At 69.7% G+C, this 24,045-nt stretch carries 20 protein-coding genes and 1 tRNA gene; 1 reads left to right on the plus strand and 20 read right to left on the minus strand.

Translation table 11 applies throughout. The annotated features are described in order from the left end of the window. Position 1: 1 nt before the first annotated feature. The 4 genes from ftsY to ftsZ form a co-directional block, all read right to left on the minus strand. A complete protein-coding gene (ftsY, locus tag VNF92_03425; protein ID HVA56914.1) occupies positions 2-937 on the minus strand; it encodes a signal recognition particle-docking protein FtsY in 936 nt (311 codons plus the stop codon). A 120-nt stretch (positions 938-1,057) separates the two neighbouring features. After that, positions 1,058-2,857: a hypothetical protein gene (locus VNF92_03430; GenBank protein ID HVA56915.1), complete on the minus strand. Its 1,800-nt coding sequence runs from the start codon at positions 2,855-2,857 to the stop codon at positions 1,058-1,060. Positions 2,858-2,905: 48 nt separating this feature from the next. Beyond that, the gene (locus VNF92_03435) at positions 2,906-4,174 is read right to left on the minus strand and encodes a M23 family metallopeptidase (GenBank protein HVA56916.1); all 1,269 of its coding nucleotides are present in this window, start codon (positions 4,172-4,174) and stop codon (positions 2,906-2,908) included. Beyond that, positions 4,171-5,367: a cell division protein FtsZ gene (ftsZ, locus tag VNF92_03440; GenBank protein ID HVA56917.1), complete on the minus strand. Its 1,197-nt coding sequence runs from the start codon at positions 5,365-5,367 to the stop codon at positions 4,171-4,173. The genes VNF92_03435 and ftsZ overlap by 4 nt, the downstream gene beginning before the upstream one ends. A 353-nt stretch (positions 5,368-5,720) precedes the next feature. Between ftsZ and VNF92_03445 the strand changes: the two genes are divergently transcribed. Next, positions 5,721-6,236 (plus strand): methylated-DNA--[protein]-cysteine S-methyltransferase, encoded by a 516-nt coding sequence (locus VNF92_03445; GenBank protein HVA56918.1) that lies wholly within the window; start codon positions 5,721-5,723, stop codon positions 6,234-6,236. 52 nt (positions 6,237-6,288) lie between these two features. On the opposite strand, the gene ftsA is transcribed toward VNF92_03445, so the two are convergent. From ftsA to VNF92_03525, 16 genes are all read right to left on the minus strand, one after another. Further along, positions 6,289-7,545, minus strand: a complete 1,257-nt coding sequence (gene ftsA / locus VNF92_03450) for a cell division protein FtsA (GenBank protein HVA56919.1) — start codon at positions 7,543-7,545, stop codon at positions 6,289-6,291. Then, complete coding sequence (locus VNF92_03455) at positions 7,542-8,270, minus strand: FtsQ-type POTRA domain-containing protein (protein ID HVA56920.1); 729 nt, start codon at positions 8,268-8,270, stop codon at positions 7,542-7,544. Before VNF92_03455 ends, ftsA begins: the two co-directional genes overlap by 4 nt. Next, the gene (gene murC / locus VNF92_03460) at positions 8,270-9,646 is read right to left on the minus strand and encodes a UDP-N-acetylmuramate--L-alanine ligase (GenBank protein ID HVA56921.1); all 1,377 of its coding nucleotides are present in this window, start codon (positions 9,644-9,646) and stop codon (positions 8,270-8,272) included. Before murC ends, VNF92_03455 begins: the two co-directional genes overlap by 1 nt. A gap of 38 nt (positions 9,647-9,684) precedes the next feature. Further along, positions 9,685-10,794, minus strand: coding sequence for a UDP-N-acetylglucosamine--N-acetylmuramyl-(pentapeptide) pyrophosphoryl-undecaprenol N-acetylglucosamine transferase (locus tag VNF92_03465; GenBank protein ID HVA56922.1), 1,110 nt, complete (start codon positions 10,792-10,794; stop codon positions 9,685-9,687). 3 nt (positions 10,795-10,797) lie between these two features. Then, the gene (locus tag VNF92_03470) at positions 10,798-11,955 is read right to left on the minus strand and encodes a putative peptidoglycan glycosyltransferase FtsW (GenBank protein HVA56923.1); all 1,158 of its coding nucleotides are present in this window, start codon (positions 11,953-11,955) and stop codon (positions 10,798-10,800) included. A 47-nt stretch (positions 11,956-12,002) separates the two neighbouring features. After that, complete coding sequence (gene murD, locus VNF92_03475; protein HVA56924.1) at positions 12,003-13,397, minus strand: UDP-N-acetylmuramoyl-L-alanine--D-glutamate ligase; 1,395 nt, start codon at positions 13,395-13,397, stop codon at positions 12,003-12,005. Between the two features lie 7 nt (positions 13,398-13,404). Beyond that, the gene (gene mraY / locus VNF92_03480; protein ID HVA56925.1) at positions 13,405-14,550 is read right to left on the minus strand and encodes a phospho-N-acetylmuramoyl-pentapeptide-transferase; all 1,146 of its coding nucleotides are present in this window, start codon (positions 14,548-14,550) and stop codon (positions 13,405-13,407) included. 107 nt (positions 14,551-14,657) lie between these two features. Continuing rightward, the gene (murF, locus tag VNF92_03485; protein HVA56926.1) at positions 14,658-16,055 is read right to left on the minus strand and encodes a UDP-N-acetylmuramoyl-tripeptide--D-alanyl-D-alanine ligase; all 1,398 of its coding nucleotides are present in this window, start codon (positions 16,053-16,055) and stop codon (positions 14,658-14,660) included. Beyond that, complete coding sequence (locus VNF92_03490; protein ID HVA56927.1) at positions 16,052-17,524, minus strand: UDP-N-acetylmuramoyl-L-alanyl-D-glutamate--2,6-diaminopimelate ligase; 1,473 nt, start codon at positions 17,522-17,524, stop codon at positions 16,052-16,054. Before VNF92_03490 ends, murF begins: the two co-directional genes overlap by 4 nt. Before the next feature lie 3 nt (positions 17,525-17,527). Beyond that, positions 17,528-19,570, minus strand: a complete 2,043-nt coding sequence (locus tag VNF92_03495; protein HVA56928.1) for a penicillin-binding transpeptidase domain-containing protein — start codon at positions 19,568-19,570, stop codon at positions 17,528-17,530. Next, the gene (locus tag VNF92_03500) at positions 19,557-19,865 is read right to left on the minus strand and encodes a hypothetical protein (protein HVA56929.1); all 309 of its coding nucleotides are present in this window, start codon (positions 19,863-19,865) and stop codon (positions 19,557-19,559) included. The genes VNF92_03495 and VNF92_03500 overlap by 14 nt, the downstream gene beginning before the upstream one ends. Beyond that, the gene (rsmH, locus tag VNF92_03505) at positions 19,850-20,824 is read right to left on the minus strand and encodes a 16S rRNA (cytosine(1402)-N(4))-methyltransferase RsmH (protein HVA56930.1); all 975 of its coding nucleotides are present in this window, start codon (positions 20,822-20,824) and stop codon (positions 19,850-19,852) included. Before rsmH ends, VNF92_03500 begins: the two co-directional genes overlap by 16 nt. A gap of 98 nt (positions 20,825-20,922) precedes the next feature. Beyond that, entirely contained in the window at positions 20,923-22,644 is a 1,722-nt protein-coding gene (locus tag VNF92_03510) for a hypothetical protein (GenBank protein ID HVA56931.1), read from the minus strand. A gap of 64 nt (positions 22,645-22,708) precedes the next feature. Continuing rightward, a tRNA-Val gene (locus tag VNF92_03515) sits at positions 22,709-22,782 on the minus strand. 25 nt (positions 22,783-22,807) lie between these two features. Next, complete coding sequence (locus tag VNF92_03520; GenBank protein HVA56932.1) at positions 22,808-22,978, minus strand: hypothetical protein; 171 nt, start codon at positions 22,976-22,978, stop codon at positions 22,808-22,810. A gap of 61 nt (positions 22,979-23,039) precedes the next feature. Further along, entirely contained in the window at positions 23,040-23,999 is a 960-nt protein-coding gene (locus VNF92_03525) for a hypothetical protein (GenBank protein HVA56933.1), read from the minus strand. Positions 24,000-24,045: the final 46 nt, after the last annotated feature.

Here is a 24,045-nt window from a genome sequence, read left to right on the forward strand (position 1 = left end):
GCTACTCCTCGCTCAGCAGCTCCCGCGCGAACTCCGCAGGATCGAATGGCGCGAGATCCTCGGCCGCTTCGCCCACGCCGAGGAACTTCACCGGCACGTCGATCGCTTCGTGCACCGCCACCACCACGCCGCCCCTAGCCGTACCGTCGAGCTTGGTCACGACGAGCCCGGTGACCGGGACGGCAGCCGCGAACGTCTTGGCCTGCACCACCGCGTTCTGCCCGATCGTGCCGTCGAGCACGAGCAGGGTCTCGTGCGGCGCGCCAGGGAGCCGCTTGGCGATCACGCGCTCGACCTTGCGCAATTCGTCCATCAGACCGCTCGAGGTGTGCAGGCGACCCGCCGTATCCACGATGAGTACATCCACGCCACGTGAAACCGCGGCGTCGATGGCGTCGAAGGCGACGGCTGCCGGATCGCCCCCGGGCTGGGCGCCGACGAATTCCGCGCCCGTGCGCTGCGCCCACACCCGCAGTTGATCAATGGCGCCGGCGCGGAAGGTGTCGCCCGCCGCGACCATCACGCGCTTGCCCTCGCCGCGGAGCCGGGCAGCGAGCTTGCCGATGAACGTCGTCTTCCCGGCGCCGTTGACGCCGATCACCAGCACCACGGCCGGTTTCGCGCCGGGCAGCACGAACGCGGGGTCGCTATTTCCGGCGACGAGCGCACGCTCGATGCCTCCGGCAAGGGCGACGCGGAATTCTTCCTCGGTCTTCACCGTGCCCCGCTTGGCACGATCCTCGACCTCGGCCACGAGGCGCAGCGTGACCGGCACGCCGAAGTCGGCTTCGAGCAGCAGTTGCTCCAGCGGTTCGAGCGTGCCGTCCTTGACCCCACCGCGCACCATGACGCCCACGTCGCGCAGCGCGACGTCCTTGACCCGCTGCCAGAGAGACTTGCGTGGGGTGTCGCCCGACTTGCGAAGAAGACGCGGCATGGCGGCAATCTAGCAGCAATCGGACCGGTGGCGTACGCCGAAGCCGGCCCGCCGAAGCATTCCGCCGCCGCGTGCTTGGGTGCTCGCTCCAGCGGCACACGCCAGGGGCGCTGCTCTGGCCTACCGCAGCCCCGCCCTTCGCCGCAGCAGCCACTCCCCGCACAGCAGGACGACGAGCGCCACGTACGGCCACGCGCTATCCCGCGCCGGTGGCGCCGAACCGCGTGCCGGTGAGCCGCCGACCGCCGCTGACGCAACGCCCGGAGGCCGCGGCACCAGCTCTTCGCTGGCGTTCACGACGAGCACGGCCGAGCCACCAGGCATCGAAGCGTCGTACGTTCCAGCCGGCAGCGGGGAGGAGACGGCGGTGGCCGAACCGCTCGGGAAACGAAGCTGCAGCGTGTCGACTGCCCTGCTGCCGCGTCGCGCGAGCGCCACCGTCACGGCGCTGTCGCCCGCCGCACCGTGGCGCCAGGTCACCGGTTGGCCGGCGCGGACGAGCCCTGCGTCGGGCACGGCGGCGCGGCGGTCGGCGCGTTCGGACGCGAGGTAATCGAAGATGCCCCCCCAGAGCGCGGTGAAGGCATCGGCCGACGCTCCGCCGCGAAACTCCCAGCGCCAGAGGTCGGACGCGGCGACGGTGACGACGCGCCGAGGCGAGTCGTCGCCGGCGATGATCGTCCGTGTGACCGCCTCGCGTCCCCGCCGGACCTCGAGGGCATGCCAGTGTCCTTTGGGCTCCACCCGGCCCACGAGCAGCGGCGGCAGTGAGTCCCAGACGACGCCGCTCAGCGCCGCCGCGAGGGGCGAGACCGGTGCCGCGCTCGCGTACCATTCGTTGCCGTCGCCCGTGGTCGGCACGATGAGCGCCAGCGGCGCGCGGGTGGCCTCGCGCGGAGGACCGAAGACGGCCGTATCGCCGTGCAGCACGGCCACCGGCGCATCACGGAAGGCCGAGCGGACCTCCGCCTCGGTCACCGGTGCGTAGCTCCCATCCACTCGCCAGTTACCGGGAGACAGGTAGTAGAATGCCCGCGTGGGCAGGGCGAGCGCCCCGCGGAGGACGGCCAGCGCGTACCGCGCGTCGTAATCCGGCGATGTGGAGACGAACACGGCGCCTGGCTGCCGGGAGATGTCCATGCCGGTGCCCAACGTGTCGTTGCGTGGCTCGGCGTCCCCGGCTGCCGACACGACCGCGCGCAACGCGGCGGGGCCCTCGGGTCCCGAAACGCGGATGCGCGTCGAGAGATCGCGCCGGGCGTAGGCTCCGAGCGAGTCGAACGGCACGGCGGCCAGGAGGCGGCCGTCGAGGAACAACCGAGCGGTACCGGGCCCGCTCCCACCAGGGCCGGCGCCGATCGTGACCCGCGCCTCGACCGTGTCGCCGCCCACGACGGCGCGTGGGACGTCGAGGTTCACCGCCGCCACGTCGTGGACGGGCGCATGCGGCACCACGATCACGCGTGAGCCGGCGGGGAGACGGTGCAGCTGCGCGCGCTGCGCGCCCTCGCCGTCGGTGACCACGACCACTGGCCGGCTGGTGGCCAGCGCCCGTTCGACCACGGGACCGATGTCAGAACGCGTATCGTCCGGGAGCTTCGGTGGCGTGCCGGCCCGCAGGGAGTCGCCGAACAGGAAGAGGGAGTCGGCGTGGACGGCGCCGGCCGAGTCGACGGCCGCGCGCCACGCCAGGCTGTCGCCGGCCCGGGCCATGCTCGACGAGGCGTCGAGGGCCACCCAGGGCTTCGGGAGGTGGGCGGGACCGCCCGGCGCGCCGACGAGGAGTGCGACCACGAGCGCGAGGGCGGCCGCGCGGAGTGCGGCCGGCGCCTTCGCCGCGAGAATGCGGCGTGGCGAGCCCCATCCGTACTGGAGGGCCGCGCCGGCCAGCCCCAGGAGAACGGCGATCAGCCAGAGCACAGGGGGAGGCCCGGGAAGCAGCGGCGCCGTGCTGGCGCGCCGGCGCCGCTAGCGCAGAGCGACGGTGGCGGCCGCGCCGCCCGTGCCGGCCAGTAGCTGCCCCATGAGGTGGTCGCGCACAGTGTCGAACGAGGCCATGAGCGTCCGGGGAATCGGTTCCCCTCCGACGTTCCTGAGCGCCACGCGCGGGTTGCGTTGCACGCCGTTCACCAGGAATTCGAAGTGGAGGTGCGGGCCCGTGGCGAGCCCGGTCATCCCCACGTAGCCGATCGTCTCGCCGATCGTCACGCGCGCGCCGGCGTGGATGCCCTTGGCGAACGCGCGCAGGTGCCCGTACCGCGACGAGAAGCCGTTGGGATGGCGGATCTCGATCAGGTTGCCGTAGCCGCTCGCCCACCCGGCGCGCACGACCACGCCATTGCCGATGGCCCGCACCGGCGTGCCGGCGTTGGCCGCGTAGTCGATACCCTTGTGGTCGCGCCAGAGCTTGAGAATCGGGTGGAACCGGTTGCCGAACCCGCTGGAAATATACTTGAACTGCAATGGCACACGCAGGAAGGCAGCCTTGAGCGAGCGCCCCTGCTGGTCGAAATAGTCGCCGGCGAGTTTGTCGTTGGTGTAGTGCACCGCGTCGATCTCGGTGCCCGACAGGTCGAGCTGCGCCGCCACGATATCGCCGATCCGCACGGTCCCATTGGACAGTCTGCTGCGCTCGGCCAACACGCGGAATTTGTCACCGTCCTGCAGGTCGCGGCTCATATCCACGCGGTACTCGTACACGTCGTCGGCCAACTTGAGGACGATCGCCGTCTGCGCGTCCCGGGGGAGCGTGCTGTCGGCGGCGTCGTACACGGCCTGATAGAGGTTCGAGTGGATCGTGCCCGCGATCGCGACCGTGTCGGTGGTCCAGGGAAGGCGCTCGTCATGCTCGGTCCAGCCGCTGTCCCCGCGCACGAGGTGCAGGAAATGGTCCACGGCCAATTGCACTACGATCTGGGTGGGCTGCGAATCGCCGGGCGACGCGTTGAGCACCGCCACGGGCAGTCCCGTGGGAATGCGCCGCGGATTGAGCGACGTGGCCGCTAGCACCGCATGTCCGGCGGCCGTATCGCTCAGCCCACTGCGCTCCAGCACCGCGACCAGGGTCTCGCCTCGGGCCACGCTGTCGAACTTGAGTTGCCAGCTGGGCACGGGACCCGAGTCGGCCAACACGGCGGCCGCCGGCAGCTGGGCGAGCGGCGGAGTGGCCCGGATGGCGAAGACGACAAGACCCGCCACCACCGAGTACGTGATGGCGCGCGCGGTGCGAACCTTCAATCCATCTGCCTCCGGATGAAGGTGGGGATCTCCATGTCGCTGAGATCGCTCACCCCTTTGTCCTTGTCGGAAGCGGCCGGCCGCGCCGGACGCTGCGTGTCTCCCGGCTGGGAGCCCGCGCCCCGCGGCGACACCCCACCCGCGCGCATGGCTCGCGAAGCCGGAAACGGAATGACGGGCGCGCCCTTGCCGAGCATCGGGTGGTCGTGCGCCGGTGTGAGGCCCGTGGCCACCGTCCGGTCGAAGCCCGTGGCGATGACCGTGACACGCAACTCGCCCTGCATGGCGGGCTCGTGCACGGCGCCGAAGATGATCTCGGCGTCGTCCCCGGCCGCGTCGTGGACGATGTCGCTGATCTGCGTGACTTCGCCAAGCGTGAGGTCGCCGCCGCCCGTGATGTTGAGCAGCACGCCGCGCGACCCGGAAATGGACACGTTGTCGAGCAGCGGGCTCGAGATGGCCTGTTGCGCGGCCTCCATGGCGCGGTTCTCGCCGCGTCCGATGCCGGTGCCCATGAGCGCCGAGCCACCCTCGCGCATCACCGTGCGCACGTCGGCGAAGTCCACGTTCACGAGGCCGGGCTTGGTGATGAGTGTGCTGATGCCCTGCGTGGCATGGAGGAGCACTTCGTCCGCCTTCTTGAGCGCATCCTGGAACGGAATGCCCTTGCCGACCACTGCCAGAAGCCGCTCGTTGGGCACGACGATCATCGTGTCCACGTTCTTGCGCATCTCGGCAATGCCCTGTTCGGCCTGCCGCATGCGCTTGCGCCCCTCGAACAGGAACGGCTTGGTCACGATGCCCACGGTGAGTGCGCCGGCTTCGCGGGCCAACTCAGCCACGACGGGCGCCGCCCCCGTGCCGGTACCGCCCCCCATGCCGCACGTGATGAAGACGAGGTCGGCGCCCTGCATCGCCGCGCCCACTTCGTCTCGATTCTCTTCGATGGCCTGCCGGCCGATCTCCGGCCGCGCGCCGGCACCCAGACCGCGGGTGAGCTTCTTGCCGATCTGAACCTTGATATCCGACTTCGAGTTCAGGAGGGCTTGATTGTCGGTATTGACGGAGATGAACTCGATATGCTCGAGACGCTCCTCGATCATGCGATTGACGGCGTTGCCGCCACCGCCGCCGACGCCCACAACTTTCATCCGGGCGTGCTCGTGCACGCTTTCTTCGAACTCGAAGACCATGCGAGTGGGACTCCCGCACTTGCGAGGTGGGAACGGTCGGCGCGGAACGGGCCTACCGTCGAACGGGACGGCGATCGTGGGCACACCCTAATGCTGCGCTCCACAGTCGCTCAGTCGGTTGCGGCAATATAATGCGTTTGCCGTGCCCGACTACCCCTGCTTCAAGGACGACGACGATACGAAAAGAGCACGTGCTGTTTGTCCACACACCGGCGATCGACAGCACTTTTTTGATGTGGATTTCTCTTGCCGCCGAATTGCCCGCCGCTGGTTGACGCGAGGACGCCACACGTGCGAGCATCCAGCTTCACCAAGCCCGGTTGGCCAGTGTTGCCACCTGCACCGTTGGTATGATGACCGAACCCGTGTATTACACCACAATGCCGAGCCCGGTCGGCACGCTGACGCTGGCGGCTCGCGAAGCCGGCCTGGTGGGCGTCTATTTCGAGCTTCGACGTCACGGACCGCCGACGCAGGAAGCACTCGCCTGGCGCCCCGACGACGGCACGGCGGAACCGGCGTCGAGAGTCCTCAAGACGGCGCGCCACCAGCTCGAGGCGTATTTCGCCGGTACCTTGCGTGCGTTCGACGTGCCCCTCGCGGCCCGCGGGACGGCCTTCCAGCGGGCCGTGTGGGCCGAGCTCCGGAAGATTCCCTATGGCGGGCGTTCGTCCTACGGAGAGATGGCCCGCCGCTTGGGCAATTCTGGCGCGTCGCGCGCCGTGGGCGCCGCGAACGGACGGAATCCGATCTCTATCGTGGTGCCATGCCATCGGGTCGTGGGGGCCGATGGCTCGCTCACGGGGTTTGGCGGCGGGATCGAGCGCAAGCGGTGGCTCTTGAACCATGAGACACGCCAGGTCGGATGATCTCGGAACGCAGGTTACCGTCGTTCTGTCCTACTGTCCTACCGTCCTACTCCTAGAAGAAGTCCTGCAACCAGAACTTGAGCTTGGCCACCCACTTCTCCATCCCGGCCCCGCTCACGGAGAGCCGTTTGGCGCTGGTAGTCGCGCCAAGTGCCATGCGCGTAGCGCCGAACTGAGCGAGGCCGACCACTGTGGCGAACCGCGGCGCTTCGACCGAGTCCGTGAGTCCGCCTATGTTCTCGGCTGGCGACCCCACGCGCACGCCGGCGCCGAACACCTCGGCGGCCAGCTCGCCCGCGCCCTGCATGGCCGCAGCACCGCCGGTGAGCACGATGCCCGCACTCAACCGGTTGGCGAATCCCGCCTCGCCAATGTCGTTCTGCACGAGGTTGAAGATCTCGTCCATCCGCTGGTGGATGATGTGCGCCAGCAGCTCGCGCGGAATCTGCCGCTCGCCCTGGGCCACCGTACTCGGCAGCTGGATCGTGTCCTGGGGATCAACCAGGGGTTCGTAAGCACAGCCGTAGCGCTCCTTGAGCCGTTCGGCGTCCGACTGCGTGACGCCGAGCCCATGCACGATGTCGCTCGTTACATTGTTGCCGCCGAAGGGAATCGTCCCGAGATGGCGGATCTTCCCCTCGTGGAACACCGCGATGTCGGTCGTGCCGGCGCCCATCTCGACCAGCGCCACCCCCAGCTCCTTCTCATCCTCGGTGAGCACGGCAAGTGCGCTGGCCAGCGGCTCGAGGACGAGGTCGCGCACCTTGTAGCCCGCCCGCTCCACACTCTTGCGCAGGTTGATCGCCGGCGAGCTGCCGATGGTCACGAGGTACATCTCCACCTCGAGCCGCATGCCGCTCATGCCGATGGGGTCGCGGATCCCCGTGTTCTTGTCGACCGTGTATTCCTGCGGGATGGCATGCAGCAGTTCCCGCTCCTGCGGAATGGCCTGCGCCCGGGCCACCTCGTTGGCGCGTTCCACGTCGGCCTTGGTGATTTCGTCTCCCGACACGGCCACGATGCCCTTACTCGTCATCGCCTGGACGTGTTCGCCGGCGATGCCCGCGTACAGTTCCTGCACCTGGGCACCGGCCATGCGCTCGGCGTCCTGGAGCGCTTTGCGGATGGAGCGGGTGGTCTCTTCGATGTCGGACACCACGCCCCGCCGCATGCCCGTGGTGCGGGCTTGCCCCACCCCCAGCACCTTGATCGAGGGATGCCGCGGCAGGTCGCCGACGACTTCGGCGATGATGGCGGTGGTCTTGGCGGAGCCGATGTCGAGACCGGCAACGAGGCGTTCTGCGTTCATTTGAGTCGGGCGATCACTTGGTCACGGAATCGGAGATCCAGCTCGGCGACCGGGAGCCGGCGGACCGCAAGATCGCGCTCCACGGGTTCCAGGTCCTCTAACCGGCGAACGGTTACATCGGCCATCGCGCGAACGAGGAACGTCGTCAGTGAGAGGTCCAACTCCCCTCCCACTCGCCGTACGTCGCTCACGCTCTGGTACAACTCGGGCGCCCGTTGCCGGAGCTCCCCCAACAAACGCAGGGCCGCGGTATCACGATGCGCCAGGATCGGCACGTCAACCGCGGTTTGGGACGGATCGATTGGCAGCGCCAGTCCGTGCTCGTCGTACGGCCGAAGCCCATGCGGGGTCGGCACCAACGCCACCGGCACCCGCTCGGTGACCGTGACGACCAGCGTTCCCGGAAGCTTACGCCGAATCGCCGCCGCGCGCACCTCCGGCAGCTGGGCCACCCGGCGTTCGAGGGGCCCGAGCTTCGTCCATACCGACACCGTGGTATCGACGTGCAACTGGCGCAGAATGTCACGCGCCGACGTGTACCGCGCGCCGTCGATCTGCACGCGGCGCACGCGAAAGAACGCCATCCGGGCGAGCAGCGGGCGCCCCCAGTACGGCGACCCCGCGGCCGCGACCACGAGCAGCCCGGCGCCGATTCGCTTCCACCGCCGCCGGCGGGCCGGATCCGCCTCATGCTCCCGGTCGGGCGTCTGGTCGTCCGGTTCCATCAACGCGCCTCCAGCCGCTTCATGAGTTCGCCGGCGGCCTTCGTGACGTCGCCGGCGCCCATGGTGACCACCACGTCGCCGTCGCGGGCGAAGTCAGCCAGCGCGGCGGCCAGCGCGGCGCGGTCGCCGCGCCAGCGCAGCCGGCCGGCGGCCTCCCCGAGGGCGTCGGCGATGAGGCCGGATGTGACGCCAGGAATCGGCTGCTCGCGGGCCGGGTAGAGGTCGGCCAGGAAGATCGCGTCGGCGCCGCCAAGCGCCGCCGCGAAGGCAGGCGCGAAATCCCGCGTGCGCGAGTACAGGTGGGGCTGGAACGCGACGACCAGGCGCCGCCCCGGAAAGGCCTGGCGCGCTGCGGCGAGCGTGGCCGCGATCTCGGTGGGGTGGTGCGCGTAGTCGTCCACCACGGTCACCCCAGCGGCATCGCCCACGCGCTGGAAGCGGCGCTCCACGCCGCCGAACGCTTCGAGGCCTGGGGCCATCTCCTCCACGGTGCGTCCTTCGGCCAGCCCTGCGCCGAGCGCGGCGAGCGCGTTCTGCACGTTGTGGACACCGGGCACGCGCAGCCGCACGCCGCCGATGCGCGCGCCGTCGAACCGCACGTCGAAGCGCGATCCGCCTGCCGCGAATCGAAGGTCGGTGGCGGAGAGCCGGGCGTCGGACGCCCGCACGCCGAACCGCACGACCTCGGCCGAGTCCGGGGTCGGCAGGGTGCGGGCCTGCTCATCGTCGGCCGATAGCACGATCGCGCGCGCACCGCGGGCAAATTGGGTGAACGCCCCGCGGATGTCGGCGAGGTCGCGGTAGATGTCGAGGTGATCGGCTTCGATGTTGGTGATCACGGCCACGGTGGGCGAGAGCGCGAGAAACGACCGATCGTACTCGTCCGCCTCCACGACGTACAGCGTGGGGCTCCCCACGCGGAGGTTGCCGCTCCACTCGTGCACCCGCGCGCCGACGAGCGCCGTGGGGTTGCGCCCGGCGGCCGCAAGCGCGTCTGCGGCCATGACCGTGGTGGTCGACTTGCCGTGCGTTCCGGCGACGGCCACCAATTCGCCGCCCGCGGTGGCTTCGCCCAGCGCTTCGGCGCGCCGGATGACCGGCAGGCCGAGGGCGTGCGCGCGCTCGATCTCAGGATGCGTGCGCGACATAGCCGATGTGACGACGAGCGCGCGCGCTCCCTCGACGTGGCCGGGATCGTGGCCTGCTGTCACGTGGATCCCGAGGCGGCGGAGATCGTCGACGTCCCCCGGGGCCGCGTCGCATCCGGTAATTGCCGCTCCCCGGCGCGCCAGCAGTTCGGCCAGCGCGCGCATGCCCGCGCCGGCGATGCCCACGAAGTGGACGGGGCGCGGGTCGGTGGGATCGATGAGGGGCATGGACGCGCGCGCAATATAGGGGTTACGCGCCCCGCCCCTCAAGTCTGCCGAGCCGACCGATCGATAATCGCGAGGATGTGCTCGGCGATCGTCTCGGCAGCGCGGGGCCGCGCCCGCCGGGCCGCGCCTTCGGCGAGCGCCTGGAGCCGCGGCGGATCGTCGAGGAGACTGCCAATCAATTCGTGCAGCCTGGGACCCGTGAGTTGCGTCTGCGGCAGGTGGATGGCGGCGCCCGCGTGTTCGAGCGTGGCGGCGTTGGTGGTCTGGTGCTGGGCAGCGGCAGTGGGCAGCGGGACGAGGATCGCGGGAATCTTCCAGGCGAACAGTTCGCTCGTCGTCATGGATCCGGCGCGGGCCACGGCCAGGTCCGAGGCGGCGTAGGCATCGGAGATCGGCGCGAGGTAGTCGCGCACGCGAACGCGGGCGCTCTCATACGAGGCGAATTCGGCGAAGGTGCTCCTGCCGGTTCCCCAGATCACGTACAGATCGTCGGGCAGCCCCAGATTGATCCATCCCGCCACGGCGCGGTTGATGGCCTCCGATCCCTGGCTCCCGCCGTAGACGAGGAGCACGTGTCCGCCGGCGCGGGGGAAACCCCATTTGGCGCGCGCCGTGGCGCGCGACAGGCTCATCGACGTGGGCGGATCGATCGGCGCGCCGGTGTCGACGAGCTTGGAGCGGTCGGACACGCGCAGGAGCCGCGCCGCCTCGGGAAAAGTGAGGTAGATCTCGGCGCAGTCGCGCGCGTAGCGGCGCGCCGTGAGGCCCGGGTAGCTGTCCCCCACCTGCTGCACGATGGGAATGTGCTTGCGCCGCGCGTATTCCAGCATCAACCCCGAGGCGTATCCGCCCGTGCCCACGACGAGCGCGGGCCGGTGCTCCCGCACCAACTGGCCGATCTTGCGCCACTCCATCACCGCGCTCACCAGCGTGCGCCAGTTCTTCCAGGCTGCGCGCCGGTGGAGCGGATGGAGATCGAGCAACACATATGGGAATTCAGATTGCGGCAGCACGTGCTTCTCGATGCCGCGCTGCGCGCCCACGAAGAACGGCTCCACATCGGGGCGGGCCCGCACCAGCGCCCGCGCGATGGCGAGCCCCGGATAGAGATGGCCCCCCGTGCCGCCGCCGGCGAAGATGACGCGCACCGGTCAACTCCGCAGCGGATCGGTGGCCGAGCTGCCGTACACGCGCTCCTTGGTGCTCCCGATGTTGACCAGCACGCCCGTCGTGAACAGCGTCAGCACCAGATTGGAACGGCCGAACGACACGAAGGGAAGCGTGAGACCCGTGGTGGGCAGAAGCCCTACGACCACCCCCACGTGGAGCAGCGCCGTGAGCACCGTGACGAAGGTGAGCCCCACCGCCACCAACTGCAGGAACGGCGAGCGGGCCTGCCGCGCGATGCGGAATCCGAACAGCCCGAAGGCGGCAAACGCCAGCGTGATCGCCGCGAGGCCGACAAACCCCCACTCCTCACCGATGTTGCTGGCAATGAAATCGCTGTACGGGAACGGCAGGAAACCGTACTGTTGGCGCCCCTCACCGAATCCCACCCCGAACAGCCGCCCCGAGCCCACCGCCACCAACGACTGCTGCAACTGATAGCTCACCGTGGCCGGGGCCGACCCCGGATCGAAGAAGCTGGTGAGCCGCAGCATCGCGTACTGAAACTTCTCGGCCTTGGCCCACACCAACGGCATGGCGATCGCGCCGAGAACCACGAAATGCCCGATGCGGGCGCCGCCGGCGTAGAGAATCACGGCCATCAGCAGCGTATACACCATCGCCACCGACAGGTCGGGCTCGAGAAACGACAGCAGATCGAGGAACCCGATCACGAGCAGGAACGGCACCAATCCCTTGGTCAGGTGGCGGAGCTGATCACCCTTTTTCACCGTGAGCATGGCCACCCACACGATCACCGCGAACTTGGCGAGCTCCGACGGCTGCAACGACGTACCGAACAGGAACCGCTTGGACCCATGGATGCGGGGCGCGATGCTCGCCGGGAGGACGAGGCAAGCCATCATCATCGCAATCGTCAGCCACATGAGCGGCCATGCCCACCGCTCCCATTTCTGCGCGTCCATCTTGGCAGCGACGGCGAATGCCACCACCCCCACCACCGCGCCCTCGAGCTGCCGCACCAGATAGTAAGCGCTGGAGTGTCCCTCGTTCATGGCCACGATCGCGCTCGCGCTGTACAGCACGGCGAGCCCGAACGCCAGCACGGCCGCCGTGATCAGCGTCAGCGCCTTGGCCTCCGAGCCCATGCGCCATCGTTCCCGCACGTCAGCGTGCGCCACGGCTGTCGGTCGTCCAGCGGCGAGACCGTCGGGTGCGCGGCCGCCCGTCATACGGACACCGCGAGGCGCTTGAACTCCGCCCCCCGCTGCTCGTAGTTCGAGAACATGTCATAGCTCGAGCAGGCCGGCGAGAGCAGCACCACGTCGCCAGCGACGGCCGCCGCGCGGGCGGCGGTGACGACGTCGGCGAACGGAGTGCCCGCCGCGAGTGTGGTGATCGCGGCCACCCGATCGAGATCACGCGCGATGATCGGCGCCGCCTCGCCGTAGGCGATCACGCGCTTCACGGTGCGCTTCACCTCGCCGGCCAGCGCCGTGTACGGTTCACCCTTGTGCCGGCCGCCGAGCAGGAGCACGGTGGGACGCACCATGCCGCGCAACGCGACGAGCGTGGACATCACGTTCGTGGACTTCGAGTCGTTGATCCAGGTCACGCCGCCCGATTCCCCCGCCGGCTCGATGCGATGCTCGAGGGCCGTGAATCCGCGTAGCCCCCGCGTGAGCCGGGCCACCGAGAACCGCGTGCGGTGCCCGGGGTCGGCCATCATCACGGCCAACGTCGCGGCGAGCGCGTTGGCCACGTTGTGATCGCCCACCAACTGGAGTTCGCCGCGCGTGATCACCGGCTCGCCGAGGACCACGAGGCGGTCGTGCTCCCGGTCGTAGTACGCATCGGCGCGCTGCGATGCGGAAAAATCGGCCCGCACGCCGGCGACGTCGGCGACCATGGCCTGCGACGCGGCGTCATCGCGATTCGTGATCCACGTGGAGGCACCCGACGCATTGCGAAAGAGCAGCGCCTTGTCGGCATAGTACTCCTCCACGCCCCTATACCGGTCCAGGTGGTTGGGCGCCAGGTTGGTGAGCAGCCCCACGTCCGGCGATATCGACGGTGTATCGTGCAACTGGAAGGACGACATTTCCAGCGCCACCCACGGTGCGGGGTCCGGCGACTGCGCCAACTCGCTCAGGGGACGCCCGATGTTCCCCGCAGCCTCGGCGCGCAGCCCCAGCGCGCTCAACAAGTGCGCGGTGAGCGCCGTGGTGGTGGTCTTGCCGTTGGTGCCGGTGATCGCGATGTAGCGCAGCGCCGGCAAGAACCGCAGCGCGACTTCCACCTCGCTCACGACGGGAATGCGCGCCGCACGCGCCGCCGCCAACGCAGGCGCGTCCGGCGGCACGCCCGGGCTGGTCACCACGAGCGAGGCGCGCCCGATGCGCTCGAGATCGTGGCGCCCCACGTCCACCGCCGCACCATCGGCCCGCAGCGCATCGGCCGCGGCCCGCACCCCCGGAGACGACCCGGTGTCAGATGCGTACACCTCGGCGCCCGTGCGCACCAGCAGCGTGCCCACGGCGCGGCCGCTTCGAGCAAGCCCCAGCACGGCGATCTCCCCACTCAGCCACCCCCGCTCCATCGCCGCTTCCGAGATACGCGTCACGGGCTGATCACCGCACCTTCAGGGTGGCCAGCGCCACGAACGCGCACAGCAGGCCCAGAATCCAGAACCGCACCACAACCTGGGTTTCCGGCCAGCCCTTGAGTTCGAAATGGTGATGGATGGGCGCGCGCAGGAACACCCGGTGAGCTCTGGCATACTCCACACCGTAGCGGCGGCGCCGGTACTTGAACACCCCGCGTTGAATCATCACCGACAGCGCCTCGCACATGAACACCCCGCCCACGAACACCAGCAGGAACTCGGACTTGAGGAGAATGGCCACCACGCCCAGCCCGCCCCCCAACGCCAGCGAGCCCGTATCTCCCATGAAGATCTCGGCAGGGTGGGTGTTGAACCAGAGGAAGGCGAGCAGCGCACCGGCCATGCCGGCACAGAACACCGTCAGCTCGCCGGAGTTCGCAAGATAGAACAACCCGAGGTAATGGCTCCAGTCCACACGGCCGATCACGTACGCGAACGCCGCAAAGGTGGCAAACGCGATCGCCGACAGCCCGGCGGCCAGGCCGTCGAGCCCGTCGGTGAGGTTCACAGCGTTGCTCACCCCGGTGAGCACGAAGGTCGTGAACACCACGTACAGCCATGCGAACGCGGCCGAGATCGGCACCACCAGCACGTACTTGAAGAACGGCAGCGTGGTCGATGCGCCGGGCAGGTCGGGCGAAAGTGGGAACCGCCACACGTACACGCCGAGCAGCAGCCCGATCGTCACCTGGCCCGCGAGCTTGTAGCGCTCCACCAGCCCGAGGTTCTTCTCGCCGGCCCGCTTCTGGCGGACCTTCAGCACGTCGTCGATCAGTCCAATGGCGCCCATCGCCGCCGTCACGCCCAGCGCCAGCCAGATGTACCGGCTGCTCAGCCGCGCCCACAGCAGCGTGGAGCCGATCGCCGCGAACAGGATGATGAGCCCGCCCATCGTGGGCGTCTCCCCCTTGCCGGCATGCGTATCGGGCGTGCCCTCGCGCACGACCTGCGTGATCGACCCGCCGCGCAGGCGCCGGATGATCGCCGGTCCAACCACGAACGCGAGCAACAAGGCCGTCACCGCCGCCCCCGCGGCGCGAAAGGTGATGTACGTGAACAGGTTGAGAATTCGGAACTGCCGGGCGAGCGGAACGAGAAAGTGGTAGAGCACGGGGGAGGCGGTGGGATTGTCGTTTCATTTCTGGTAGCACGGCAGGAGGGCGTGACGGGAGGACGGCAAACGGCGTTCCGCGATTATCGGCCCTACGTCCCACTCTCCTACCGGCTGTTCGCCCAACGTTCGATGTCCGGCAGCAGGCGCTCGAGCCGCATCCCCCGCGATCCCTTCAACAGGATCGCAGCGTTGTGCGCCAGTCGAGGCGCCAGCGCCTGCCACGCCGAATCGATGTCCGGCGCAGTGATGACGCGCGAAGGGGGCGCTCCGGCACGGACGAACGCGTCGGCGAACTCGCCGATGCCGACAATCAGTTCCACCGGCCCGGCCAGCACCGACCGCGCGACCTCGTCATGCACCCGCTGGGTATGCGGGCCCATCTCGCGCATCGTGCCCAGCACGGCCACCCGCGGCCGTCCCTGGCCGGCCTGGGCGAGCAGCGCGACGGCCGCGCGCACCGACTCCGGGTTGGCGTTGTACGCATCGTTGATCACCAGCGCCGATCCCACCACGGCCACCGATCCACGCATGGCCGGCATCCGAGCCGAGGCGATGCCCCGGGCGGCATCCTCGACGGAGACCCCGCAGGCGTCGGCCACGGCCAGCACGAGCATCGCATTGCGGAGATGGTGAACGCCCCCAGTTGGCGGGCGCACGTCCACGCCTGCCACCACGGCCGTCCCGAGGCCGCCGGCGTTGACGCTCCACCGGTCTGCCCGTAGGTCACCCGCGTCCAGCCCCGCCGCCACCACGCGCCCCGCCCGGCCGGCCGCGGCGGCCACCACTTCGGGCTGCGAGGCCGGAACCACCGCGAGCGGTACGTGATCCAACGCCGCCAGCTCCTCACGCATCACGCCGGTCAGGTCGCCCAGCCCCTCGAGGTGCTCCTCGGCTATCGACGTCACGACCACGATGTTCGGCTCGGCGATCGCGCGCAGGGTGGCGATCTCCCCAGGCTGGTTGGTGCCCAGCTCGACCACCGCGACGTCGGCGTGGTCGGGAATGGCCAGCAGCGTGAGCGGCACCCCCACGAGGTTGTTGTAGTTCGCCTCGGAGGCGTGCACCTCGAGTCGTGTGCCGAGGGCCGCGCGCAACATTTCCTTCGTGCTCGTCTTGCCGTTGGAACCCACGACGCCCACCAGCGGGCCGTTCCATGCGCGCCGACGGTACCGGGCCAGCGCACCAAGCGCGCGCTCGGTGTGCGCGACCGCGTACACCGGCACGCCAAGGCCGGCCGCCCGTTCGGGACGCGACACTACGACGCCGCCCGCGCCCGCCGCCACCGCCCTGGCGAGAAAATCGTGGCCGTCGAAGTTCGGCCCCGAGAGCGCCACGAACAGATCTCCGGTCTGCAGGGTCCGCGTGTCGGTCCACACGCGGCCAAAGCGGCCCGCGCCGCGCGGGCCGAGACCCAGCGCGTCTGCCACCCGGTCGCGCGTCCAGAAGTCGGCTCCGGACGCCGGGGGCTCGCGCCGTTCTGGTGCGCGCACGTCGATGCTCATGGCGCCGATCCCCGCAGTTCGTGCACGATTGCCCGCTCGTCGAATGGAACGTTGACGGTGCCGATCACCTGGTAGGTCTCGTGCCCCTTTCCCGCAAGCAGGACCACGTCGTCGGGGCGAGCCAGTTCGAGCGCGCGCTCGATCGCGGCGCGCCGATCCGCCAGCCGAACGAAGTCGGTGCGGCCGATCCCGGCCACGACGTCGTCGATGATGCGTTCGGGATCCTCGCCCCGCGGATTGTCGCTCGTCACCACCACCACGTCGGCCTTCGCGGCAGCCACGGCGCCCATCAGTGGACGCTTGCCGCGATCCCGGTCGCCCCCGGCGCCGAACACGCAGATGAGGCGGCCTCCAGTGAATGGCCGCAGGGCGTCCAGCGTGCGCGCCAGGGCATCGGGCGTGTGGGCATAGTCGCGAAGGACGGTGGGGAGCTCGGCCAGGCGTTCGAGGCGGCCCGGTACCTGCGGCATGGACGCCAGGCGGTGCGCAATGCGGGCCGGCGGTTCGCCCAGCGCCCAGGCCGTGGCCGCCGCGCCGAGCGCGTTGGCGATGTTGAAGTCGCCGATGAGCGGCAGCTGCACGCGTGGGTGGTCGCCGACGCCGGCCACGTGGAGCGTGAACGCGCTGCCGTGCGGGCCCGGCTCCACGTCGGTGGCGCGCACGTCGGCGTCGCGCGATGCCACCCCGAACCGCACGCACCGGCCGCGCACCGGAAGCGCGTCCCACGCGCGGTCGTCGGCGTTCACGATCGTGGCGCCGTCGGGCGCCAACTGTTCCACGAGCAGAGCCTTGGCGGCCAGGTAGGCCTCCACGGTACCGTGGTAGTCCAGGTGGTCGCGGGTGAGGTTGGTGAATACGGCGGCGGCATACGTCACGCCCTCGGCGCGGTGCTGGTGGAGCGCGTGGGACGACATCTCCATGGCCACCGTTCGCGCGCCAGCGTCGGCGAGGGCGCGGAACACCCGCTGCAGTTCCACCGGTCCCGGCGTGGTGAGGCCCGCCCCGCCTTCCACCGGCGTGCCGGCACTGCCCACGAGCACGCCGAGCGTGCCGATCGACGCACTACGCGCCTCGGGCGAATCGAGCAGGTGGCGGAGCATGTGGACGGTGGTGGTCTTCCCGTTGGTACCGGTGACCCCGATGGTGCGGAGTCCGTGGGCGGGCCATCCGTACGCCGCGCCGGCCACCAGCGCGGCGGCGCGACGTCCGTCGCGCACGATGATCGCCGGCAGCGTGGTGCGGGTCGCATTCTCGAGGACTGCCGCGGCGGCGCCCGCCGCCTGCGCGGCGTCGAGAAAGTCGTGGCCGTCGCGGGTCGAGCCGCGCACGGCGATGAATAGCCCGCCGCGCGCCACGTGGCGGCTATCGTCGGTGACCGCCGTGAGCACGGCCGGCAGGTGCCCGCGCGTGCCGGCCAGCAGCCCGGCATGCCGCAGCGCGTGGACCAGAACGTCCGTGTCTATACTCATTTACTAGTAGTTGTAGCGCAGCCGGACGAGCGCCCCGGCGGGGGCCACGGCACCGGCCGCTGGGGCCGTGCCCGTCGGCGTGCCGGGCACGAGCTCCACCCGGAACCCGGCGTCGTGCAGGGCGCGTACGGCGTCGCGCAGCGGCAAACCCGCCACGTCGGGCACGGCGCGCGGCGGCGCTGGCGGCCGAGGCGCAGGGGCGCCGGCGGTGAGCGTGATCGTGACGGCAGGGGGGGTGGCCGCGAGGGCAGCGGCCGCCGCGGTGCGCGCGGCGGTCGATTCGGCGCCCACCGCCGCCGCCACGGAGTCAGCACCCGCTGCTCCCATCGTCACGCGCACCGGCGTGTCGGCCGCACCCGCAGGATCTGGCGAGCGCGACACCACGTCGCGAATCAGTTGCGTGCGGTTGAGCGCCGCGTCACGCGCCGCCAGCGCCGCCTGGAGGATGGTCTTCGTGAGCGGTGCAGCGGTGCTGGCGCTGTAGTACTTGCCCTGCGGACTGTCGAGCTTCACGACGATCACGAACTGTGGCGCATTGCCCGGGAACAGCCCGACGAAGTTGGGCGTGTACGCGTGCGGCGCGTAGCGGCCATTCACGGTGCGGCGCGGCGTGCCCGTCTTGCCCCCCAACAGGTAGTCGGCAAGATCGGCGCTCACCGCCGTGCCGTCCGCCACCACGCCGAGCAGCATCTGCCGCACCTCAGCCGCCACGGCGGGCGTCATGACACGACGCACCACCTGCCGCGTATGCTCGTAGAGCACCCGCCCGTTGGGCGCACGGACCTCCTTCACGATCGAGGGCTGCAGCAGCTCGCCGCCATTGGCGATCGCCGCGTACGCCGTGGCCAACTGCAGCGGGGTGACGGCGATCTCGTAGCCCATGGCCATGGAGTTGGCCGATTGCGTGGACCAGTCTTTGGGCGGGCGCAGGATGCCCGGTGACTCGGCGGGATAGGCCACCTCGGTGGGCGTGCCAAAGCCGAAGTCGCGCAGCGCCTGGTATTCCTGGCTCGGCGAGAGGCGTTCGGCGAACTGCACGATGCCCACGTTGCTCGAGCGCTGGAGGACGTCGGCGAGCGTCAGGAACTTGGGTTCGGGCCCTGCTTCCTGGTCGTCGTGGATCGTGCGCGCGTTGATCGTCAACTCACCGCCAAAGGTGGGAACCGTGTCGGTGAGCCGGACGAGCCCTTGGGTGAGCAGCGATGCGGCGATGAGCGGTTTCATCGTCGAGCCGGGCTCGAAGGGCTCGGTCAGCGCCGTGGCGGACGTCGAGAGCGGATTCTGACGCCGGCTGGCCATGGCCAGCACGTCGCCCGTCTCCGGGTCGAGGATCACGATGTCGCCGCCCTGCGCGCCCATCTTCGACACCGCGTCGTCGAGGGCACGCTCGGCGATCTGCTGGAGGTCGGAATTGAGCGTGAGCACCACGGTGTTGCCTTCACGCGGCGCCACCCCGGGCGACGTCGGTGAGTTGAAGCTGCGCCCCGATCCGTCGCGCACGAGGGCCGCCGAGCCGTCCCGCCCGCGCAACAGGCTGTCGAGCGCCAGCTCGATGCCGTCCACCGGCTCGCCGGCACCATTGACCCGCCCCACGATGCGGCGCGCGGCATCGGAGCCCGGGTACACACGGTCGACCACCGGCTCGGCGTACACGCCGCGCATGGCCGTGAGCGCGGCAACGTCGGTGGCCCGGAACTGATCCGGAATCGGCGCCCACTTCCTCGTCGTGTCGGTCGCGCGGGCGATCCACTTGGCGTTCACGCCAGCGCGGCGCAGCGCGTTGGCCGTGGCACGGCGGCTGCGGAGTTCCTGCGGGTTGATGCCGAGTTGCACCATGTCGCGGCTCTCGGCCAACGTGCGGCCCGCGGCGTCGAGGATTTCCCCGCGCAGCGCCGGGACCTCGCGGCTCGTGAAGTGCTGGTTGTGCGCCTGCGCGGCCCACGCCTTGCCGTCCACGAGTTGCACCTTGGCCGATTTCGCAATCACGGCCAGCGCGAACGCAGCGAGCGTGAAGTGGATGATGCCGATGCGGCTATTCTTGATCATGCGCCCGCGGACGCGGCAGGTTGATGACCATACTATCGGCGGGAATGTGCATGTTCATGCGCTGCAGGATCGGCGCCAGCCGCGTGAGACTCGACGAATCGCGGATCTCGCCAGTGAGGCGGACGCGCTCCGCCTCGAGCGCGTCCCGCTGCCGCTCGAGGTCCCGGATCGCGCGCTGCTGGCGGATTCCATAACTCCTCCGTGCAATGACGCCCGTAGCCACCAAAACGAAACCCAGCAGCACGAGGGCAATCACGGAGCGCGGGCTCCATCGACGCTTCACGCGGCGCGCCATGCCCGGAGCCGCGCGCTGCGCGAGCGAGGGTTGGCGTCGAGCTCGGCCGGTCCGGCCCGCAGCCCCCGCTTGGTGACCAACGCCCCGAGCGCGCGGCCGCCACACGTGCACACGGGCTGTCGCGGGGGACAGGTGCATGCCGTGCTCCAGTCCCGAAACGTGCGCTTCACGATCCGGTCCTCCCCGGAATGGTAGGAGATCACGACAAACACCCCCTGCGATTCGAGGCGGTCACGCAGAGTGGGGAGCGCCCGCTCCAACCCGCCCAGCTCCTCGTTGATCGCGATGCGCACGGCCTGGAAGAGCCGCGCGAACTCGGCCGGCCCGCTGCGGGGGCCGAGCGTCGCGCGGATCGCCCCGACGAAGTCGTCGCTGGTGGCAAAGGGGCGCGTGGCGCGGCGCTTCGAGACCTCGCGCGCCAGGCGGATGGCGCGCCGTTCGTCGCCGTACTCGCGGAACACCCAGGCCAGTTCGCCCTCGTCGGCCGCGTTGAGAAAGTCCGCCGCGGTCCGCGTGGCGTCGGGTCCCATGCGCATGTCGAGCGGGGCCCCCTCACGAAAGCTGAAGCCGCGCGCCGTGGCGTCGATCTGGTGCGACGACACACCGAGATCGAGGAGGATGCCGTCGTACCGCTCGTGACCGAGCGCGGCGTCGTCGAGCGTGGCGTAGTTGCCCAACTCGAGGCGCAAGCGCCCATCGCGCACGAACGGGGCCAGACGCTGGCCAGCGGCCGCGATGGCGTCGGGGTCGCGGTCCACGGCCGTGACGCGCGCGCCGGCGTGCAGCAACGCTTCGGTGTGTCCGCCCCCGCCGAGCGTCCCGTCGAGCACATGGTGCGCATCGGCGAGCAGCGCCACCACTTCCTGCACCATGACCGGGGCATGATACGAGCTTGCCCATTCCGGCGTGAGCGGGCCGGAGGGCGTCAGGCGCGAAGTGAACGGATCGGCATCGGACATCACGCGATGAAAGCAACACATGGCGGGTGCGCGCCACAAGCGACGAAGCCCGCCGGCGACTGCCGGCGGGCTTCGTCAACGTCCAGGCGCGTCACCGGCTACTGCTTCTTGCAGTAGGCCTTGACCATCTGGTCGGCGATCGGGGAGTACTTCGCAATTGCCTGCATGACCGCGCCAGCGGTTGCAGCATCGACCGAGCCGCCGGCGGGCATGTTGATCTGGGACAGGACGAACATGTCCTGCGCCCTCTTCGCGTCGACACAATTCTTGGTGGGCTGCGCGGCTTGCATCGCGGCGACCGCAAGTTGGAGCGACGCGACGCCGATGAAGAAGTGCGTGGTGGGCGACGACGCCACGGAATCGGCGTGCTGCGCCAGGTCGAGCGACCGCTGATAGTACTTCGTGGCGTTCGCCGTGTCCGTCTTAGCCTGGCTCATCAGGTTCTGGACCGGCGCGAGCAGCATCGGCCCCCACTTCGCCTTGTCGCCGCCCGCCGCGATCGCCTGGTTGGCGAGGGCCACGAGACTGTCCGTCTGCCCGAGGTCAACGAACGTTTGGGCCAGGAACAACTCGGCGGTCGAGTCCTTGGGATCGGCGATCAGCGCACGGCGAAACGCGCCGGCGGCCGCCGGCAACTGGCTCGTATTGCGCAGCGCGACGCCCTGCAGGAACGGGAACTGGGGATCCTTGGGGTACTTGCGCTCCGCGTCCGACGCGTACTCCGCCACCTTCGTCCAGTTGCTGTCGGTGGTGGCCATGGCGATCTGGCGATGGTAGTAATCGCTGTCGGCGAGGGCCGTGTCGATGTGCGCCATCAATTCACCGGTGGCCAGCGCGTCCTTCCACTGTTGCGTGGCCGCGAGCAGCTTCCACTTCTGCTGCAGCATGGTCGGATCGCCCGGATTCTGCTTGAGCATGTCCTCGAGAATCGGGAGCGCCTTGGCCGGATCGGATGCGCCCAGCGCGTTGATGATGCGGTTGGCGAGCGCTTGATCCTGCGGCTCGAGCTTGTACATCTTGAGCATCGTCTGCACGACGGCGTCCTGATCGCCCTTGGCGTCGTAGGCGCCCACGGCCAAGCCGAGCGCGAACAGGTTGGCGGGATCGATGCGCAGAATTTCGTTGGTGACGGAAAGGACCGAGTCGGGAGGGTACTTCAAGAAGTCGGGCCCGTACGCCGTGGCCAGGCAGAGGCGCGCCAGCGTGGCCTGCGGGTATTGCTTGATGGCGTCCTGCGCGTTGGCGACCGCCTCCTGCGCCTTGCCGGCGCGGAGGCTGTTCTTGCACTTCTCATTGCCGGTGATCTGTTTGCGCGCGGCGGAGAGTTCGCGCTCGATCGTCCCGGCGGCGCCGGCCGGATCCTTGGCATCCACCGCGGGAAGCGGCTGGGCCTGCGTGACGTCGGTGGCCAGCATCAGGCGCGCGCCCTCGCGAATTCCACTCGGCGTGAGGGCGACGTCGCAATCCAGAATCTCGTCGGCGCGCACGATCTTGCCAAGGGCCCCGAGATCCTGCTGACTGAGCGCGGAGTCCGGCGCGTAACCCGACGCAATGAGCGCGTCATTGACGGTCTTGTTCGGGATGACGTACAGGTCCCGAATGTTGTTCTCACTCTGGATCCGGTCGCGCAGGGCAGCAGCCGCGGTCACCCCGAGCGTGGCCGGCGTCGCATGGCAGGTCCCAACGAGGAGATGGGGGGTGTCACGGTCAGGCCCGCGTTGACGTGCGGGGTTGAACCCGTACTGCGCCACGGCGATCGACGGCAAACCCGCCACGATCACCAGACCCAGACCCACCATCCGGCGCTGCAATCCCTTCACTGTCGGCTCCTCCCCCTAATTGAGTCCTACCCGAACGGCCCGAATGTAGTTCCTGCGACGCCAATGGGCGAAGAGGGACTCGAACCCCCGACTTCCTGCGTGTAAGGCAGGCGCTCTAACCAACTGAGCTATTCGCCCTCTGAGAACGCCGGCGCGCCGCGCATTACTTGAGTATGGCCAGCGGGACCAGCACGCAGTACCCGACCACAAGCAGGATCGGCGCGATCGTGTCGCCGCCGCGCGCCAGGTCGGCGTAGCCGGCGGCGAGGGTCACGAGTGCGATCCCCCACCAAAGCAGCGGTCGAGAGCGGGTCGAAGTGTCGGTTTCTGCCATAAACCTGAAGACTAGGGGCCGCAAAGTTTGGTGTCAAGCCAACACTAGAACTGGTGGACGCTTACGGTCCTTTGACGTCGGGCTCGTTCCGCTCCCCCGCGGGCCACGGACCGATCAGCTCCGCCAGCGCGCTCTCCCGCTCCGCCGCATCGGCAGCATCGTCGGCCGCCACCAGCGCCGCGAACCGGGAACGATCGCGGCGGCGCCGCGCGATCCACAGCGGAAGGATGACCACAACCAGGAGAATCCCGACCAGGGTCAGGTCTTCCATGAGCGCCAGCGCGCCGTAGCGGCGCCGGGCGCGTTTGCGCCAATCCGCCTCGAACCCGTCCAACGTGGTCCCGTCCGCGCGGCGCAGGGCCTGGTCGAGCGACCCCGTCTCGCGCCACGCCGCGAACACGCGGGTGAGTCCGCGCGACGGATCGAGCGCCGCCATGTCGGACACCGCGCTCGCGGCGAGTGCGTATCCGGCACGCGCCGTGGTCGCGCCTCCCGAGAAGTATCCCTCGAGGCCGTCGAGTGTGGGCACGCCCTTCACGGCCAGCGCCAGGTTGGCGGCCAACGCGTCGTGCCCGGTGAATTCGTGCGCCGAGAAGCTCGCGTACCCCTCGTCGAACCAGCGCGGCGCGCGATCGCCCAGGTATTCATGCAGCGCCAGGTGCGCCAGCTCGTGCCGCACGACCTCCACCGGGTCGCCGGCGTCGGCACCGGAGCTGCTGCCCTGCAGGATGATCCGTCGAGTCTCGGGAAAGGCGAGCGCGGCGCCCCATTCCGGCGCGCCGGGTCCCGCCCATTCGTGAAAGCGCGCCGCGTCGGGCGCGATGGCGATGAGCACGTGCTCCCGCGGCCGCGGGAGGCCGGGAAAGGTGTCGTGCGCCATGGCTACAGCGAGAATGGACCGGGCCAGCGTGGCGTCTTTGGGGTAGGCGACCACCGTGAATCGCCCGCGGTCCAGCCGCACGGGCGCCGCGGATTGGGCCGCGGCACGCAGCGGGACGACCAGCACCGCCATTCCCAGCACTGTTACCAATTTCCGTATCGCCGTCGCGGTCCGGGACTGCCGGGAC

The organism is Gemmatimonadaceae bacterium, from assembly GCA_035533015.1.
Classification (GTDB): Bacteria; Gemmatimonadota; Gemmatimonadetes; order Gemmatimonadales; family Gemmatimonadaceae; genus JAGWRI01.

What these genes read in the sequence shown, in the direction of transcription:
- murC (HVA56921.1), bottom strand. Translation starts at nt 9,646, where the DNA reads ATGCCCCTCATCGATCCCACCGACCCGCGCCCCGTCCACTTCGTGGGC.
- ftsA (HVA56919.1), bottom strand. Translation starts at nt 7,545, where the DNA reads ATGAACGCAGAACGCCTCGTTGCCGGTCTCGACATCGGCTCCGCCAAG.
- VNF92_03520 (HVA56932.1), bottom strand. Translation starts at nt 22,978, where the DNA reads ATGGCAGAAACCGACACTTCGACCCGCTCTCGACCGCTGCTTTGGTGG.
- VNF92_03495 (HVA56928.1), bottom strand. Translation starts at nt 19,570, where the DNA reads ATGATCAAGAATAGCCGCATCGGCATCATCCACTTCACGCTCGCTGCG.
- murF (HVA56926.1), bottom strand. Translation starts at nt 16,055, where the DNA reads ATGAGCATCGACGTGCGCGCACCAGAACGGCGCGAGCCCCCGGCGTCC.
- rsmH (HVA56930.1), bottom strand. Translation starts at nt 20,824, where the DNA reads ATGTCCGATGCCGATCCGTTCACTTCGCGCCTGACGCCCTCCGGCCCG.
- VNF92_03490 (HVA56927.1), bottom strand. Translation starts at nt 17,524, where the DNA reads ATGAGTATAGACACGGACGTTCTGGTCCACGCGCTGCGGCATGCCGGG.
- VNF92_03500 (HVA56929.1), bottom strand. Translation starts at nt 19,865, where the DNA reads ATGGCGCGCCGCGTGAAGCGTCGATGGAGCCCGCGCTCCGTGATTGCC.
- ftsZ (HVA56917.1), bottom strand. Translation starts at nt 5,367, where the DNA reads ATGGTCTTCGAGTTCGAAGAAAGCGTGCACGAGCACGCCCGGATGAAA.
- VNF92_03455 (HVA56920.1), bottom strand. Translation starts at nt 8,270, where the DNA reads ATGGAACCGGACGACCAGACGCCCGACCGGGAGCATGAGGCGGATCCG.
- ftsY (HVA56914.1), bottom strand. Translation starts at nt 937, where the DNA reads ATGCCGCGTCTTCTTCGCAAGTCGGGCGACACCCCACGCAAGTCTCTC.
- VNF92_03445 (HVA56918.1), top strand. Translation starts at nt 5,721, where the DNA reads ATGACCGAACCCGTGTATTACACCACAATGCCGAGCCCGGTCGGCACG.